The sequence below is a fragment of the Haloarcula pellucida genome (assembly GCF_014647235.1).
In the GTDB taxonomy this organism is placed as follows: Archaea; Halobacteriota; Halobacteria; order Halobacteriales; family Haloarculaceae; genus Haloarcula; species Haloarcula pellucida.
This window is the reverse complement of the sequence record NZ_BMOU01000003.1, coordinates 256,811-272,437: the sequence shown is the minus strand read 5'-3', so window position 1 is coordinate 272,437 and position 15,627 is coordinate 256,811. Positions and strand designations below refer to the sequence as shown.

Here is a 15,627-nt window from a genome sequence, read left to right as displayed (position 1 = left end):
GCGCTGTGACGACGGATTCATCGGCACTGTCTAGTTCTGGATCTCCTCAGCTGGCGTTCGTCCGTCGAGCGTTTGATTGGGTCGTTCGGGTTGTAGTGGTGTCTGAAGCATCGTAGCCACTGTTTCGCGCTGGATTGACTGCCCCAAAAGGAGTGAAAGCGGTCGATTCGCATGGTCACAGTCTGGATCCATTTTTCGATGTGGTTCCGAGTTCGGTAGTCAAACCGACCGCTCAATTTCTGACGAGCAAGGGCAGTCAGATAGCCACCAGCATCGACGAGAAACTCTGTCTCGTCGACATCGTGTTTCTCGGTGAGCCGATGCAGGAGCGCCGCCACGGGGTCAGTCCCGCGGCGGCTGAACACGTCAATTTCGAGCAGTAACTTCGAGTCGGTGTCGACAGCGGCGTACAACCATTTCTTTTCTCCGTCAACCGTGATTTGTTTCTCGTCGACCGCGACCCGCGACGGCTCCGCCGTCAACGGGTCGCTTTGGGCTTCAGACAGTGTATGAACCCAGTTCCAGACCGCGCTGTGAGAGCGATCGACACTCAATAGGTCTAAGATGGCGACCGTCTCCCTGATCGACAGCCCCGCCGTATGGAGACGAACCACAAACCGCCGGACGGGTGTCGGGGTGCGCTCGTTCTCCCAAACGTCTCCATTGTCCTCGTTCAACGTCTCGCTGAGGTGGTCTGCGAGTGGCATGAATACTTCTCGCTACGACCTCCTCGCTTCTCGAACTCGCTCAACTAGACAGGGCCCGGGTCAGAATATATCACTTGTTGAGGGTTTCAACAGAGCCGATCACGCCACCTCCTTATTCGATCCATCACTTCGGGACGACGGCACGCTTCTGGAGCGGTCCTCCCTTACTCGAGAAGGGGGTCAGCGTCGATCCACAGTCGTTGGAAGCACTGCTCAAATTCTTTGACGACTTGCGAATCTTTGATGCCGAGGACGCCGATTCGATCCGCATCGGATACCGGATGTGGGATATCGATCGTCGTTTCGACGTGATCGATCACATCGAATGAAGGGACGACATCAGGAATCGTCCTGACAGTCACGTCTGCTGATTGGTCCTCGATTAGACGCGGGAATCGGTCGGGAAGTACGGTAACTACTTTTTCACTAATCAGAAGGTCCACAGTGAGATCTGCGCTAGCGCCCTCGAAAAAGGCCTCCACTTCAGTTTGGAGCGTCTCCCACGTCGTATTCTCGTAGGGCGTTCCGACGGTCGCATGGACAACGTTTTCGGCGGTTCGCACGTGTTGCTGTAGCGCTGTACGCATCTCGTCACTCCCGAGTGACCCCAGCCAGAAACTACTCTCCGTAGGTGGTGTCGGCAGAAGGTTTGAACGGATCGTCGCCGCTCTCTCACGGTAACGATCCCACTTCTGTTTCAGTTCGTATGCTCGTTCGGCGAGGAGCCTGTCAACCACAGTGTCTGGCTGTACGGCGACGTACTGGTTCGGGTCATTTGACTGCAGCCGAATCAGTTTGCGAGCTTCAAGGCCGTTGAGCACGTCGTAAATACGGCCTTTTGGAACCCCGCTAATATCGGAGAGTTCAGCCGCAGTTACAGCACCTGTCACGAGGAGCGTCCGATAGACCTTCTCCTCGTAACTTGAGAGACCAAGCTCGCTCAATTCCGTCATGGATTGTCGTTGCACAGCCAAACGAATTGTAAGTGCTGTTTTGTTTCAATAGGCGCATATCGGTGGGTTTCGGACCTATCGATGTGAATCCATACGTACTGCTAGCTGGTGCAATACTTGCTGAACTGCTCGGAACGACCGCGCTTAAACTCTCAGATGGGTTTTCGGAACTCGTTCCCAGTCTTGGCGTCGTTCTCGGATACGGATTGGCCTTCTATCTCGTCTCGCTGACGGTAGAGGAACTACCGATCGGTGTCGTCTATGGGACGTGGGCCGCATTGGGAATCGTCGGGGTGGCAGCGATCGGTGTCGTCGTTTTCGACGAACCCATCGATCTGGCTGGGGTACTTGGTATCTTCCTTATCATCAGTGGCGTGTACTGCATTACCGTCGTGTCACAGACGTCTGCTCACTAACGCATATCGCGAGATGATACCCTGAGAAAAACAAACCGTAAGTGGTGGTGTGTTTCAATATCTTTTCGCCCTCTTTCGGTTATGTGTGGACTATCCATGTCCGATCAGTATGACGTGATCGTCGCTGGGGCAGGTCCAGCGGGGGCGCAGTGTGCGCGAGATCTCGCTGGGCGTGGCTACGAGGTCGTCGTTCTGGAAACCGAAGCGGAAACCGCGTTCCCAGCACAGAGCAACAAATCCACCGGCGGCACGTTCGCGTCTCTGATGACCGCCTTCGGTATCCCGGACGGCGTGGTCATGCACGCGACCGAGTCGGTAGTTCTTGAATCACCGAATGAAAACGTCGTCCAAGACCAGCCAGGCTTCGTCTTAGACTTCGGGGCGTTCAAGAAGTTCCTCGTCGAGGACGGTCGGGAAAAAGGTGCTGCGTATCGGTTTGATGCCCGCGTCCGAGAACCAATCGTCGAAGACGGCGCCGTTGTCGGTGTCCGGTATAATCGCGATCAGGAGGTCTACGGCGAGATTGTTATCGATGCCACGGGGCCGGCCGCGCCACTGGCCAAAGACGTAGGGATAGTAACGCTTGAGCGAAAGAACCACGCAATTGGCGTCGAGTACGTGTTTGAGGGCGTCGATCTCACTCATCCCGGTTTTGCTGATCTCACTGACGCGATGATGTTGCGGCTGGACCACGAGTACGCCCCCGGTGGGTACTCGTGGATTTTCCACACCGGTGATGACACAGCGAAAGTCGGTATCTGTTACATCCAGAACGAGCGCTATCGAGAACACGCCACGCAAGATCGTACTGTTGATGGCTACCTCGAACACTGGCTTGACACCGACCCGCGTTTCGAGGACGCCAGACGAGTTGCAGATAATCAGGTACGGGGTTCTGCACACGTTCAGGCCCCGGATTCGCTGAGTACCGATTCGTTCATGGCGATTGGTGATACCGTTCCGTCAGTCGACCCTGTGTGGGGCGAGGGGATCTACAAGTGCATGAAATCAGCTCGCGCAGCCGCGATGACAGCCGATCGCTGCCTTACGAGGAAGGTAGACACCTCCGCTGAGGAGATGGCGACCTACGACGACCTCTGGCACGAGCAAGTCGCGCCCAGACGAGACCGTCGCCTGCTGATGACGAAGTTGCTATACCTTGCATCGAATGAACGATACGACCGGCTCATGCGAGATCTAAACGAGCGCAACCGCGATGCTCTGTCGGATATTAACGACGGCAACACGCGTGAGATTGCAAAACTGTTGTATCCGACAGACATATCCTACCTCTGGAAGTACTGGCGAGAAACGTAGTCTGGGGACCGACGCTCGTCTACACCACTACTCTCGCTGGTAAAACCAACCGTCGTCGAGGATCGATCAGCTGGGCATGGCCGGTTCGCTATCGGTACCTACGTGGCTACGACGCCCGAGACGTGGCTTGGGACGGCGTCGAGCATCGGGGCGTCGTACTGATTGGCGGTCGCCGACGGCGTCGACGGCGACGAAGCACGGGAATCGTGTCGATCTTCGCAGGCGCCGTGACCAGTAGCGGTGCCAGTTCGGGCTAAAAGACCGGTCGGAGACCGAACCGACCGAGAGCGTGGTCAAGCCCCACTCTAAGTACGGCTTCGCCGAGCGTAATTGCCAATACGAACCCAAGGAGAATGGGCCAAACCGTCAGATACGACGAGAGCGGATGGGGGTGCGCTCCGTATAGCCATTGAGACACTGTCTCGGTAAAGACCCAGAGCGTTGCAAGCGGTGAAGAAACGAGGGAGAAGCGACCAAACAGGTACAGCGGAACGGCAGCTGTCAAGAACAGCCCAACCAACGAGTACGCAAAAGCGAATGCGATGGCCGCTCCGTCCTGCGAGGAAAAATGAACACCGACCGAGAGGAACCACGAAAGGACGACGATCGCGTACATAGCGCCTCCGAGGGCCGCGAAGACGCGTGCGTCAGTGGTCTCGATGGCGGAGATGTGCATGCTACCGGAGAGACGTCTCCGATCACCCATTATAGTTTACATTACACACCGGCCTCGTCGACGAAGGCACCGAATGGCCGGATGACACCACAGGAACTGGGGCGCTTGCAATCGAGAGTCCCTGATTAGTTTGTATTGTCGGATGAGGTGTTGGAGAACCGGTCGCGAAATACCTCGTCTACTCCCTCGCCGTACTCGGCATCGCGGTAGTCCTCCTTCGTGAGATTGGCTTCTTCGATGAGGGGTGCTGCTTCGCCGGCCCAGATATAGAACGCGATAAGCGTCTCTGTGCGGTCGATGGAGTGATACACGTTGACAAATCCGCCAGACACCTGTTGAGCTGTGATTGTTGTATGAGTCCGAACGCAACCAGCTCGGTGCGGCATGTTCTGACCGTCCCCTCAGCGTAGCCCAGACGCTCTGCTAGCTCGGCGGGTGATGGCGGTCCGTCATCGATAACGCAGAGACAGAGATCCAGCCCGGCTTCGGAAGCCAGAACGCGTCGAGCAGGACCTGCCGAATATCCGGTGGCTGGATCCCCAGCGTCGATTCGGTGACTCGTTCCATCGTCTCCCCGTGGCAGGTCGTGCCACCGTCACAGTCCTGCATCGTGAGGACGACGGTATGACAATCCGTACACCGATAAACCGAGCCTCACTCTCTGCCAGATCAACACTCTGTCTCTCGTCGTTGGAGTCCGGTTCCACTTCCCCCACAGGAGTTCCACGTTCTGTCATTTGTGTGTACCAGTAGCGGTAGTGACGATACTGTGGCATCGACGACGGAGTCTCTTGAAACGGATATCCGTTTCAGCGGCGAACCTAGATATCGAACTCGGTGGCTTCCGAGACAGTGTTTCTCGTCGATGCTGGCGGCTACGTGACTGCCACGATAGAAACGACGTCGGAAAGTGGTTTCAGACTCAGCGTGCGCATCGACCGATTCCATTCGTCTTCGCAGAGCAGTACAGGCCGATGAGGGTTGTCAGTGATACGGTCGTAATCGAACGTGAGATCAGCATAGTGGCGGAGTATTTCACAAGGATCGAATCAAGCGAATAGCTCCCAACTGAGATACAGAAACCACACCAGTACGTAGAGAATTGTGAGGACATCTGCGAGTACACTGGCGGTCCGCCACTGGTCTACGTCCATCATAGTTGAAAAGACGTACCGAAGAACCGTTAAACGGACTTGGTGGCGACAGACTGCTGTAGAACCTACAGCAGCGTGTAGGTTGAGACGGTCATTTAACTTCCGGCACACGCAACAGTGAGGAAAATGGCCGGTGGAAAGACACTCTGGTTGGGCTCTCAGTCTATCCAGGACTGCGAAAACAGAATCGCAATCCCATCGCAGGTGTTCGAACTCGACATTGCGACTCGAGGTGTCCCGATTAATTTCTTTATCGAGTCGCCAACTAGTCGAATCGCGATTTCACAACAGCTACTGGCTGATGGCGGTCAGCGGACTACTGACACCGATCACCTATCGCTGTTGGACCGAGTCGGGCAAAACACGGTTGGCCAGAACCGGGTGGTGACTATCCCAAAAAAATTCTTCCCCGATTACGAGGGCAAGGCAACGGGGAGTCAGCCCCTCCCTGAAACGGTACAGCTTCACCGCGGCCAACACTGCCACTTTGTTCTCACTGAGACGCTGTACCAACACAGTGCCTGCTACATTGTCGACGACAAACGTGAGATAGTCGAAATAATGAGACACGGAGCAAGTGATATCCTGACTGACGGAGGGCGGCCGAACAAAGATTTGATCGACCAGTCGGAACTGGATGACGACGAAGTCCTCTGGGTAGAGCGGAACAAAGTTATAAGCGTTGAACGCGCACAGGAACTCCTCAGTGGCGGAGAAAGGGTCTCAGAGTCGGCCACAGCGAGCGCCACCGAAGCGTCTGAAAGCGGAGAAACCGTCCCGGAGACGGAGTCATCACTAGATGCCCTTCCGGGGAGCGTACTGCCAATGGGAGATATAGACATCAGTAATCCGCAACTGACTGATGTCGACGCTCGTGTTTTAGACACGAATATTGTGTGGCGGCACGGCGATTCCGGCGATGAAGCGCACTTCAGCGTTATCGTCGCTGTCGGGAACTTTGATGGCTATCTCGGTACCGGCCAGGGGCGAGAGAAACACGTTGGCGAAGCTGTGAAAGCCGCAATCGATAACGCGAAGACTAACGTGTCCCGTGTTTCGCGAGATTGTGCGCCGATGCAATGCGTGTGTGGAGAGCCGCACACAGTCCCACGTGCAACCGAGGGACGAGCGGGCAGTCTATCGGTGGAAATTCGGCCAGCACAGGAGGGTCTCGGTGTTGCTGCGAGTAGCGTGGTCGAGGATATCCTCGAGTTGGCAGGGATTGAGGACGCATTCGTGACAGCGGACAATTTCCACGGCCGAACGGAGCCGCTCATCAGAGCAACTGTCCGGGCGCTGTGGGGGGTGAATTCGGGGTCACGAATCGATCCGAGCGGCGAACGACAGTTCGACCCCGAAGACATCTGTTAATTCGTATATAGCTCCTCGCTGATGATCTTCAGCATCCGTGTCTTTTACTGTGTCTCGGCCGGGTTTGCTCACAGGGAAAATACTGGCGTGTAAGCGACCATGACAGGATCAGGGACGTACAAGACGACGCAGTCGACCCGACCGTCGTCGACGACGTTCCCTCCGACCCCGACGTCGAACGGCAGGCCACGTTCGGCCACGATAGCACGTTCGACGTCGAGATCGACCTGACTGGCGAGATGCCAGCACCTGCGTGGCTGCCATATCTGTACGCAGACAGTCCCAAGAGACGAACGTGCCGTGCTATAGTAACAATTGAAACGATTCACACACCGACCGCACCGCCATCGTGCGGTCGGGTGTGCATTGATTTTCAATGGCTACTATAGTACTGTCCCGTGTCGGGACGTGCGATCAGTTGTTGAGTCAGTTGGGCTGTTCAGTCTGCTCCAGAGTGGACTGGAGGGAGCGCATTGCCTCGGCGGAGGTGGCTGCCCGGTCGACTGCCCGGTTGGTTTGCTGGGCGATCTTGCTCGACTGGTTGTTCCAGACGGCCGTGACCGGACGCGCCATCGTGTTCTCTCCGGCCACACGGAGCGTGTCCATGTAGTTCCCGATCGGCTCGACGTTCTCGGCCGTGCTAGAGCCAAACAGGTCTGCGCGCGGCGGGAGCCAGCCTTCCATCTCCAGTAAGAACAACTGGAACTCCTCGCGCGTCGCAGCTTGGATGACCTCTGCCACCGCGTCGAGTTTCTCGCTGTACGGGTTGGCAGTGATATGCCAGCCACCGAGTGCGGATGTCGTCCCGCCGGTACCGGGGAACTGGGCCTCGCTCTCTGAGACGGCGTACGGAATCGGCATCGTTCCGAGATCATCACCGAACTCACCGGCTGCTTGGTTGATGGCGTAGGGCCAGTTGCGGTGGAAGACGGCGTTACCGTCGATGAACGGGGCGAGGGAGCTGTCCTCGATCCAGCTGAGGATGTTGGTCGGCGTGAAACCGCCGCCGTAGCTGCTAAACTGCCCGCCGGAGTCCTCGTCGTGGACGAACTTCCGCATCATGTTCAGCGAGTCGATGACGGGTTCGGAATCGACGGTGACGGGCCGCTCGCCGACCGGGCCGAAGAGGTTCTCTCGGCCGCCGAAGTACGCACCACCCCACGAGGACATGACCTCGTTGAACGTACAGCAGGCAGTGCCGACGTAGATGTCCCACTGGGTGGTAAAGCCGTAATCGAGCCCGGCGTCGTCCTGCACGTCGGCGGCGATGTTCGACCACTCTTCCCACGTCATCGGTTCGGTGGCCCAGTTGTCCTCGGTCGGGTTGTAGCCCGCCCGCTCGACGAGGTCCTTTCGGTACAGCATCGTCGGGTAGTCGGGGTACAGCGGAACGCCGAACAGGTTACCGCTAGCTGGGTCGATGGCCGTCTCGGTGAACCCGCTAAAGTACTCGTTCTCGATTGTCGAGAGCGTCTCGTCTGAGAGCACTTCAGAGAGGTTGGCGAGTTGTCCCCGCTGGATGAAGATGTTCACCCAGCCGTTGTCCATCATGAACATGTCGGGACTCGTTTCTTGCGAACTCAGCAGGCGGTTGTAGGCCGCCCGTCGCTTCCCGCTGTCCGGTTGACCGGGTTGGAACTCGACCCGGATGTCGTCTGAGAGGCCGCCTTTGTTGTGAAGTGCCTCGCGGACCTGTGCAGCGTGGTCCTGCGCAACGGTCGCGTCGAACCCCCAAGTCACAGTCGTTCCACCACTGTCGGAACTGCCGGTCTGTGCTCCGGAATTCGACCCCCCATCGAATACGCTTGCGCAACCCGAGAGGCCGGCTGCGAGGCCCGATGCCCCCGCACCGAGGACGAATCGCCGTCGTGAGACGCTACTGCCGTTCTGAGTCGTGTCTTCGGTCTCTGTCATCGCTCGTTTTGTTCATTAAAATACATCCACTTATACCTTAGGGATTTGGTTTGGGATATCACAAGAACTTTATCTGCACCACGGACACTCTTCGGCTATGGCGCTCCGACGGTCACTCGACGACTACAAGCGAAACGGCGGAGAAACGGACGTGTTTCCGGGCGAGCGGCGAACACAGTCGGGCCGGTTTACCGGCTCAGACCAGCGCCTCGTATACGTCAGCCCGAACGGCTCGATTCGGGATCATTCGTATCCACTCGCCGGACTTCACGGGATCGCATCTTCGCGGTTTGGTATCAACGTCGACGGAACAGTCCGGTGGTTCGATAGTCTCGATACGTCGACCCAGACGTATCACGAAGGCACGTCGCTCGTCGAAACGGTCCACCAGTTCGAGACGTTCGATGTAGTGCAACGCGATTTTACTGCGGGGAACTCACACGTGACCGCCTTCGAACTGCAGGCAGAATCGCCGGACAACGCAGAAATCGTGGGGTTCATCGAATTCGCTCCGGAAGGACAGGAAGGTCGAGTCGGACAGTTGGTTCACGAGGACGCCTTGGAGGTGTATCACAATCGAGAGCACGACTATCTCGGCACGTCGACCGAGCTAGTGGAACGAGACCCCGAATCGCTGGAGGCGTTCGACGAAATCCTCGCCGAAGAACCACAGTCGTTCCCGAGGGTCGGTACGGCTGAAAACTACGAGGGCAGCCGCCTCACCGGTGGTGTGGGCTTCAGTGCTGCAGTGGTGAATGGGACGACCACAGTCATCAACATGCTATCAGATATCGAGACCCAGTCGCGTGCAGACAGTCTCGCTTCTATCGCTGATCAGACACAGCGCTACGACGAGCCATCGACGATACTCACCGCTGCACGACGAGCGGGTCACTCTCCGGCGGTTCCGGGCCAACTCGTCGGGACCGACCTCCACGTGCTCGAATTGTTGTCCGCACCGACCGGGGGACGAATAGCGGGCCCCGATTTCGACCCGTACTACCAGTACTCGGGTGGATATGGGTACACGTGGTTCAGGGACGACGGTGAAATCTCGATGTTTCTCTTCGAAGCCGACGAGCGACTCGACCTCGACTTGCAGGAGACTCACCGGAAGAGTGCCCAGTTCTATCTCCAAACGCAGTTAGAGGACGGCCGATGGCCCCATCGCGTGTGGCCGATGAACGGACGACTGGCACCGGGCTGGGCAAACGGGCACATTGAGGGAACAGAAACGCAGTATCAAGCCGACCAGACCGCGAGTGTCCTCGTCTTCCTCGCGGAGTACTTCGCGACACACAGTACGTCACTGCAGGAGGAGTTCAGGAGCGATATCGAGGCCGCGTTACAGTCGGGGTTGAACGGACTGGACATCTCGATGGAAGCAGACGGGTTACCGACGGTGTGTGAGAACGCGTGGGAGAACATGAACGGCCGGTTTACGCACACGGCCGCGAAGTTCTTGCACGCGTACAGCGCAATCGCGACTGCACCGTGTGATTCGACCACCCGAGAACGCGCGGCAACGCAGGCAACCCACCTCTACGACGCACTCGAGACCATGTGGTGTCCTGAAAGGGGGATCTACGGGCTTCGGTTGGTCGACGATGAACTGGACACGCGAGTCGACAGTACCACGTTCTCACTGATCGATGCCCATCTCGCCTACGCGGACGTGGGCGATATCGGCGACGAGAGGCTCCACCGACTCGAATCGCACCTCGAAACGGCGTTTTCTCGGCTCTGGAAAGAAACCGACAGTGTACGTGGGCTGACGCGGTTCGAGGACGATACCTGGCGTCGACGGGGCCAGCAGAGTGAAAAAGTGTGGACCGTCTCGACTGGCTGGGGTGCATACGCGGCCGAAAAAGCGGTTCAGCTGTTCCCGACAACAGAGCAGTTCGACCCGATGTGGTGGTCCGATCGATTGTTCGCGGAAATCGATCTGACAGGCTCGCTGTGTCTTCAGTCAGGGTACTTACCAGAACAGTTCTTCGACTCCGGTGTGCCAGATAGTGCAACGCCACTCGGGTGGTCCCATGCCATTCGACTTGCGACGTACGCCACCCGAACGACGCGAGAGACGCATCCGCCCGATCAGTGCACCAACACGCCGCCGTCTGGTGGCGACGGCCGACGCGACCACTCATACTAACGTTTATACAGCGCCTTGGCTCAAAAGTAGCTATGGAGGACGAGGTCGTCGATAGTCTGAAAAAGTTCGGTCTCTCAGAGAAGGAGGCACTCGCATACGTGACGATTCTCCGAAACGGAGCGACGACGATTCGGGTGGTCTCTGAAGAGACAGACATCTCTAAGAGCTACGCCTATGACATCGTGGGTAGCTTAGAAGACCGCGACCTCATCGACATCGACGACCACGTCCAGCCGACGCAGTTGCGAGCCATTCCGCCATCCGACGGTATCGAGAATCTCGTGTCTCAGTTACACACGGTCGAGACGCAACTAGAGGAGTTGTTCGACTCAGAGAGTTACGAACAACAGAAGTTCAGCATCATCAAGTCCCGTCGGACGATAGTCACACACCTTAACGAGCTGATCGACTCCGCGGAATCGGAGATCGTGCTGGCGCTACCGGCCTCAGTACTCCATAGAGTCGAAGACGCACTCAAAACGGCACAGGAGCGGGGCGTGTTCTGTATGCTACTGGTAACGGAGTATGACGGCGAGACGCCCATAGACGGGTCGGTTGCGAACATCGTACAAACGTGGAGTGCACCCGCGCCGGTCACCCTCACAACCGACCGGACGGACGGAATCGTCTCGTCAGCCGACGCCATCTTAAATTCGAACTCGGACGAGTACGCGATATACCACGCGGAAGAACACATCGTCTCCTCGCTCTTCGATAGCTTCATCGCGAACTACTGGCCGATGGGTGAGCAAATTCACGTCGGGCCAAGAGGGCCGGTTCCGAAAACGTACGCTAGTTTTCGTCACGCGGTGTTCGACGCGACATTGCATCTGCAGGACGGGAACGTCGTCACCGCCGAAATGGAGCTTCGGCCGACACAAAGCGAGGGGCCGTTCGAGACGACGACTGGAACCATCGTCGACGTAAAGCAAAGCATCGTTCGTCCCTTCACGAACGAGTTCCCCACACAGGAGTCGTTCGTCGTCGAAACAGACGACGAACGGTTCACTGTCGGTGGGTCCAAGGCGTTTTTAGAGGATTTTGAGGCACAGCGTGTCTCGTTCCAACAGCTCGCTGACTCGAACGTGAACTGATCGACCGGGTCGAGTCGGTACAGGCGGTTCGTGTTCGACTGTTCGCTGGTCGAGTACTGAACGGTAGCACGCTCATACTGGTGGCTGTAAGTTCGTACAGATATTCGCCACCCCGGGGTGGCGAAGTACTTCAGTTTGTTACAGCCACCAGTATCAGTTGCGGTTCTGGACCTCCGGTGGCTCCGTTCGCCGTCCGCCAGCGCCGGGCGCGTACAGCGAGACGACGATGAGTGACATGCCCAGACCGACGAACCCGGTCTGGATCGCGCCAGAGAGCAGTGTCGAGAGGTGAAACACGTCGTAGCAGATGCCTTCGAGGACTGAGCCGACGCTGAGAAGCGTGAACCCGCTCGCAACGAGTAGCATCCGCTGACTGCGTTCACGACGAGCGGCCCGATACCCTTGCAGTGCGATTACGAGTCCGAGTAAGACAGTCAGGGCCTTCGCGGCGAGTAACCCAAAGAGCATCAGTCCCACCTCGGTTGCATCGCGTCCCACATCGTCCGAAGACGGTCCGGTGCGTCGTCGCGCCTGTCGACGTCGATCGCCAGATCACCGTCGTCGAGACTGACCGAGAGACGGTCCAGATTCGATTCGAAGCGTCTGTAATGGTTCCCGTCGGACTGCAGTTCCGTCCGCTCGCGAAGCAGACCGAATTCCAGCAGGTCCTCGATACGTCGGTAGATGGTCGCCAGCGATGCGTCACAGTGTGGCTCCATGGACTGAGCCGACATCGGCTCGCGGTCGGCCACAATCAGAATACGTTTGACGACGTCGTCGCTGAGCAAGTCGAGTATCCGGTCGTTTGCCCCCTCGGTTCCGGCCATACAGGTATGCCCTCTCGGGGCTTCGGGGACTTACTTACCCCCTGTATAAGCCGCCGGTTCACCGGTCTCGGTGGGGAGTGTGACGCTGGTACAGTGCGTTCGCACCGGCTGCGAACGCGCTCCCCTATTTATCTCCGACAGCGTTCTCACCTGATATATGAGTGCCGGCACAGCCAGTCCGGCTCGCTCATGAGACACTGATACGAACTCATGCAAACGCAGCACACCTCGCCTACAGCCGTTCTCGAACAGCACTCCGAACGAGCCGCCGGTCGTCTGGAGACAAATGAGCGATAAGAACCCGACGCGGAGACGCATACTGCTGGGTGCGAGCACGCTCGTCGGACTGGCGGGGTGTACCAGTCTCGGCGCCGACGAGGCGACCACGCCGGAGACGACGCAGCAGAAGGCTTCGGATACCGCCTCGCCGACTGAGACGGTATCTCAGACAGCGACGGAAGAAGACGTTCCGGGATACATCGAGGACCACTGGCACGGGCGACTCTTCGTCGAGATAGACGGCGACATCGTCGACTTCGCACAACCGAAGTACTACCTCGACAACATCGAGGACGAGCGACCGGAGACGGTGTACTTCCACTTCCATGACTCCGCCCACGGACCCAACGAGTGGAGCAACGAGAAGCAGGTGGTCACGTTCGAGCGCGCACTGAATCTGCTTCCGGGCATCGAGTACACGCGACGCGACGGCGACCACGTCGTCGGCTACGAGGGCACGACCTACGACGGCGCCGACGACGGGACCGACGTCTCCGTCCACCGCGGGACCGAGCGGATAGATCCGACGACTTACGAGGTCGAAAACGGCGACGATTTTTGGGTTAGCGTCCGGACGGCCGAGGGCTCGACCGCCGGCTCCGATCGGTCCGGACAGCTCGTCGTCGACGTGAACAACCGCCGACTGAACGAGGGCGGCGAGACGTTCCGTCGCGTCGACACCGATCAGTTCGAATTCCGCGACGACGGCGAACGATATCGGTGGTACAACACCGGGGAACCGGTGACGGTAGCCGAAGCACTCGGAGCGCTGCCGAACGTGGAGTACAGACAGGACAGCGCGGGCGACCACGTCTTCGACTACGGAACCGGCGGCGACCTCGGCGGCACCTATCACGACGCCGCTGACGCGACGGAGATACTCGTCCGTCAGCGGGCCACCCCAGTCGATCCAACCACCTACGAGCTGCAAGACGGCGACGTCGTCTGGGTGTACGTCCACACGGATAACGCACCCAACAACAACTGAGACAACTATGACCACGTACACGCTGGCGTTCAAACCGGCAATCGGGCTGTACGGTCAGCACGACCCCAGTGCGGCGCTCTTCGAGGACGGGGACCTCGTATTCGCCGTCGAGGAGGAGCGGCTCTCCCGTGAGAAGCACGCCGTCGACACCTTCCCAGAGCGCGCCATCCGTGCAGCGCTCGACCACGCCGGCATCGACCTGCCGGCGGTCGACCGCGTGTTGCTCCCGTACGACCCGTCGCTGCGCTCGAATATCCTCCCACACTACGTTCGCGACGCGGTTCGGGTAGACGGGGCGCTTCGCAAGGTGACCGCGGTAGAGAACGTCGTCAAGACACAGTTAGAGAGTCGCTTCGCGCCCACACGTCGCATCGAGTCGCGGCTGGCGGATATCGGGACACCGGTGCCGCCGATAGAGACCCGCCCTCATCACGCGTGTCACGCCGCGAGTGCGTTCCATCCGTCGGGATTCGACGAGGCGCTCGTGGTTACCATCGACGCGAAAGGCGAGTACGACGCGACCGTGGTCTGGCACGGCGACGAGGACGGCTTAGAACGGGTCCGGACGTACGAACACCCGAACAGTCTCGGGCTCTTTTTCGCCGCCATCACGGAGTATCTGGGCTACCGTATGTTCAACGGCGAGGGGAAAGTGATGGGACTCGCGCCGTACGGCGAGGACGACCCCGACATCGAACGTACGCTTCGCTCGCTTGTCGACACCGGCGTCGACTACGACGTGACGGAACTCACCAGACGCTGGGGCACCGGATACGGCGTCAGACGGCTCGAAGCCGCCTTCGGCCGGGACCGGAACGACGCGCCGGAGGCGTTCACACAGTGGGAGCAGAATCTGGCACACACCGCACAGAAACTCCTCGAAGAGACGGTGCTAGATATCATCGAGCGACACGCCGAGGTGGCCGGGACCGCAAATCTCGCCGTTGCGGGCGGCGTCGCGCTGAACTGCAAGCTGAACAAGCGTCTCCGAGAGTCGCCGGCCGTGGACGAGCTGTTCGTCCAGCCGGCCGCACACGACGCCGGACTCGCCCTCGGAGCGGGACTGCTCGACCAGCGACCGTCGCAGGTACCGACGATGGAGACGGTCTACCACGGCCCGTCGTACGATACGGGCGACATCCGGACTGTTCTCGAAATGAACAAGATCGCCTACAGCGAACCGGGCGACGTCGAACGTCATATCGCTGAGCGCCTCGCGGACGGTGCGCTGGTGGGCTGGTTCAACGGGCGTCTCGAACTCGGACCGCGCGCGCTCGGAAACCGGAGTATTCTGGCCGACCCACGGAGTATCGATTCTCGGGACAGAGTAAATCGGTTCGTCAAACACCGGGAGGAGTGGCGGCCCTTCGCCCCCTCGATGCTCGAATCGGCGGTCGAGGAGTACCTCGTCGACGGCGAACGCGCCCCGTTCATGATCTCGGCGTTCGACGTCAGACCCGAGAAGCGTGACGAGATTCCGGCGGCCCTCCACCCCGCTGACGACACGACGCGACCCCAAACTGTCAGCGCCCGTCAGAACCCCCGGTACCACCGCCTCATCTCCGAGTTCGAGGCGCTCACCGGTGTGCCGGTGGTACTGAACACCTCGTTCAACGACCACGCCGAACCGATCGTCAACACACCTACCGAGGCGTTGAAGGACTTCTTCGGCATGGGACTGGACGTGCTGGTCTTGCAGGATATGGTCGTCACGAAAACGGACGCGGCTGTCAAGCGGGAGGCACGCTCTGTCGAGTCGCTCTAGACCGGCACGTC

At 58.8% G+C, this 15,627-nt stretch carries 14 protein-coding genes and 2 pseudogenes; 8 read left to right on the top strand and 8 right to left on the bottom strand.

The window, feature by feature from the left end:
• Positions 1 to 30: 30 nt before the first annotated feature.
• Positions 31 to 707 (bottom strand): annotated as a pseudogene (locus IEY28_RS11080) (IS6 family transposase).
• A 164-nt stretch (positions 708 to 871) separates the two neighbouring features.
• On the bottom strand, positions 872 to 1,660 hold the full coding sequence (locus IEY28_RS11075) for a TrmB family transcriptional regulator (protein ID WP_188997379.1): 789 nt from the start codon (positions 1,658 to 1,660) through the stop codon (positions 872 to 874).
• 83 nt (positions 1,661 to 1,743) lie between these two features.
• Between IEY28_RS11075 and IEY28_RS11070 the strand changes: the two genes are divergently transcribed.
• Both IEY28_RS11070 and IEY28_RS11065 read left to right on the top strand, forming a co-directional pair.
• Complete coding sequence (locus IEY28_RS11070) at positions 1,744 to 2,076, top strand: DMT family transporter (RefSeq protein WP_188997377.1); 333 nt, start codon at positions 1,744 to 1,746, stop codon at positions 2,074 to 2,076.
• Between the two features lie 96 nt (positions 2,077 to 2,172).
• Positions 2,173 to 3,393 carry a digeranylgeranylglycerophospholipid reductase gene (locus IEY28_RS11065; protein WP_188997375.1) on the top strand — a complete coding sequence of 407 codons (1,221 nt, stop codon included), beginning with the start codon at positions 2,173 to 2,175 and terminating at the stop codon, positions 3,391 to 3,393.
• A 253-nt stretch (positions 3,394 to 3,646) separates the two neighbouring features.
• Here IEY28_RS11065 and IEY28_RS11060 read toward each other — a convergent pair whose 3' ends face one another.
• The 3 genes from IEY28_RS11060 to IEY28_RS20625 form a co-directional block, all read right to left on the bottom strand.
• Positions 3,647 to 4,069, bottom strand: coding sequence for a hypothetical protein (locus tag IEY28_RS11060; RefSeq protein ID WP_188997373.1), 423 nt, complete (start codon positions 4,067 to 4,069; stop codon positions 3,647 to 3,649).
• 125 nt (positions 4,070 to 4,194) lie between these two features.
• Positions 4,195 to 4,380 (bottom strand): hypothetical protein, encoded by a 186-nt coding sequence (locus IEY28_RS20630; RefSeq protein WP_229783116.1) that lies wholly within the window; start codon positions 4,378 to 4,380, stop codon positions 4,195 to 4,197.
• Positions 4,381 to 4,492: 112 nt separating this feature from the next.
• On the bottom strand, positions 4,493 to 4,678 hold the full coding sequence (locus IEY28_RS20625) for a hypothetical protein (protein ID WP_229783115.1): 186 nt from the start codon (positions 4,676 to 4,678) through the stop codon (positions 4,493 to 4,495).
• Positions 4,679 to 4,912: 234 nt separating this feature from the next.
• On the opposite strand from IEY28_RS20625, the pseudogene IEY28_RS20970 reads away from it, so the two are divergent.
• Positions 4,913 to 5,035, top strand: a pseudogene (locus IEY28_RS20970) (IS6 family transposase); the annotation flags it as partial.
• A gap of 572 nt (positions 5,036 to 5,607) precedes the next feature.
• Positions 5,608 to 6,594, top strand: a complete 987-nt coding sequence (locus tag IEY28_RS11050; RefSeq protein ID WP_188997371.1) for a hypothetical protein — start codon at positions 5,608 to 5,610, stop codon at positions 6,592 to 6,594.
• Between the two features lie 426 nt (positions 6,595 to 7,020).
• Here IEY28_RS11050 and IEY28_RS11045 read toward each other — a convergent pair whose 3' ends face one another.
• On the bottom strand, positions 7,021 to 8,508 hold the full coding sequence (locus IEY28_RS11045) for an extracellular solute-binding protein (protein WP_188997369.1): 1,488 nt from the start codon (positions 8,506 to 8,508) through the stop codon (positions 7,021 to 7,023).
• Positions 8,509 to 8,605: 97 nt separating this feature from the next.
• On the opposite strand from IEY28_RS11045, the gene IEY28_RS11040 reads away from it, so the two are divergent.
• On the top strand, positions 8,606 to 10,663 hold the full coding sequence (locus IEY28_RS11040; protein ID WP_220639440.1) for a DUF7997 domain-containing protein: 2,058 nt from the start codon (positions 8,606 to 8,608) through the stop codon (positions 10,661 to 10,663).
• Positions 10,664 to 10,695: 32 nt separating this feature from the next.
• Positions 10,696 to 11,757 (top strand): TrmB family transcriptional regulator, encoded by a 1,062-nt coding sequence (locus tag IEY28_RS11035; protein ID WP_188997783.1) that lies wholly within the window; start codon positions 10,696 to 10,698, stop codon positions 11,755 to 11,757.
• Between the two features lie 153 nt (positions 11,758 to 11,910).
• Here IEY28_RS11035 and IEY28_RS11030 read toward each other — a convergent pair whose 3' ends face one another.
• Both IEY28_RS11030 and IEY28_RS11025 read right to left on the bottom strand, forming a co-directional pair.
• Complete coding sequence (locus IEY28_RS11030) at positions 11,911 to 12,225, bottom strand: DUF7521 family protein (RefSeq protein ID WP_188997360.1); 315 nt, start codon at positions 12,223 to 12,225, stop codon at positions 11,911 to 11,913.
• Positions 12,225 to 12,584, bottom strand: coding sequence for an ArsR/SmtB family transcription factor (locus tag IEY28_RS11025; RefSeq protein ID WP_220639439.1), 360 nt, complete (start codon positions 12,582 to 12,584; stop codon positions 12,225 to 12,227). Before IEY28_RS11025 ends, IEY28_RS11030 begins: the two co-directional genes overlap by 1 nt.
• A gap of 286 nt (positions 12,585 to 12,870) precedes the next feature.
• Here IEY28_RS11025 and IEY28_RS11020 point away from each other — a divergent pair, with 286 nt between their 5' ends.
• Both IEY28_RS11020 and IEY28_RS11015 read left to right on the top strand, forming a co-directional pair.
• On the top strand, positions 12,871 to 13,851 hold the full coding sequence (locus IEY28_RS11020) for a hypothetical protein (RefSeq protein ID WP_188997358.1): 981 nt from the start codon (positions 12,871 to 12,873) through the stop codon (positions 13,849 to 13,851).
• Between the two features lie 7 nt (positions 13,852 to 13,858).
• Positions 13,859 to 15,616, top strand: coding sequence for a carbamoyltransferase family protein (locus IEY28_RS11015; RefSeq protein ID WP_188997356.1), 1,758 nt, complete (start codon positions 13,859 to 13,861; stop codon positions 15,614 to 15,616).
• Positions 15,617 to 15,627: the final 11 nt, after the last annotated feature.

What these genes read in the sequence shown, in the direction of transcription:
- IEY28_RS11075 (WP_188997379.1), bottom strand. Translation starts at nt 1,660, where the DNA reads ATGACGGAATTGAGCGAGCTTGGTCTCTCAAGTTACGAGGAGAAGGTC.
- IEY28_RS11065 (WP_188997375.1), top strand. Translation starts at nt 2,173, where the DNA reads ATGTCCGATCAGTATGACGTGATCGTCGCTGGGGCAGGTCCAGCGGGG.
- IEY28_RS11060 (WP_188997373.1), bottom strand. Translation starts at nt 4,069, where the DNA reads ATGCACATCTCCGCCATCGAGACCACTGACGCACGCGTCTTCGCGGCC.
- IEY28_RS20625 (WP_229783115.1), bottom strand. Translation starts at nt 4,678, where the DNA reads ATGCAGGACTGTGACGGTGGCACGACCTGCCACGGGGAGACGATGGAA.
- IEY28_RS11045 (WP_188997369.1), bottom strand. Translation starts at nt 8,508, where the DNA reads ATGACAGAGACCGAAGACACGACTCAGAACGGCAGTAGCGTCTCACGA.
- IEY28_RS11040 (WP_220639440.1), top strand. Translation starts at nt 8,606, where the DNA reads ATGGCGCTCCGACGGTCACTCGACGACTACAAGCGAAACGGCGGAGAA.
- IEY28_RS11035 (WP_188997783.1), top strand. Translation starts at nt 10,696, where the DNA reads ATGGAGGACGAGGTCGTCGATAGTCTGAAAAAGTTCGGTCTCTCAGAG.
- IEY28_RS11030 (WP_188997360.1), bottom strand. Translation starts at nt 12,225, where the DNA reads ATGCTCTTTGGGTTACTCGCCGCGAAGGCCCTGACTGTCTTACTCGGA.
- IEY28_RS11025 (WP_220639439.1), bottom strand. Translation starts at nt 12,584, where the DNA reads ATGGCCGGAACCGAGGGGGCAAACGACCGGATACTCGACTTGCTCAGC.
- IEY28_RS11020 (WP_188997358.1), top strand. Translation starts at nt 12,871, where the DNA reads ATGAGCGATAAGAACCCGACGCGGAGACGCATACTGCTGGGTGCGAGC.
- IEY28_RS11015 (WP_188997356.1), top strand. Translation starts at nt 13,859, where the DNA reads ATGACCACGTACACGCTGGCGTTCAAACCGGCAATCGGGCTGTACGGT.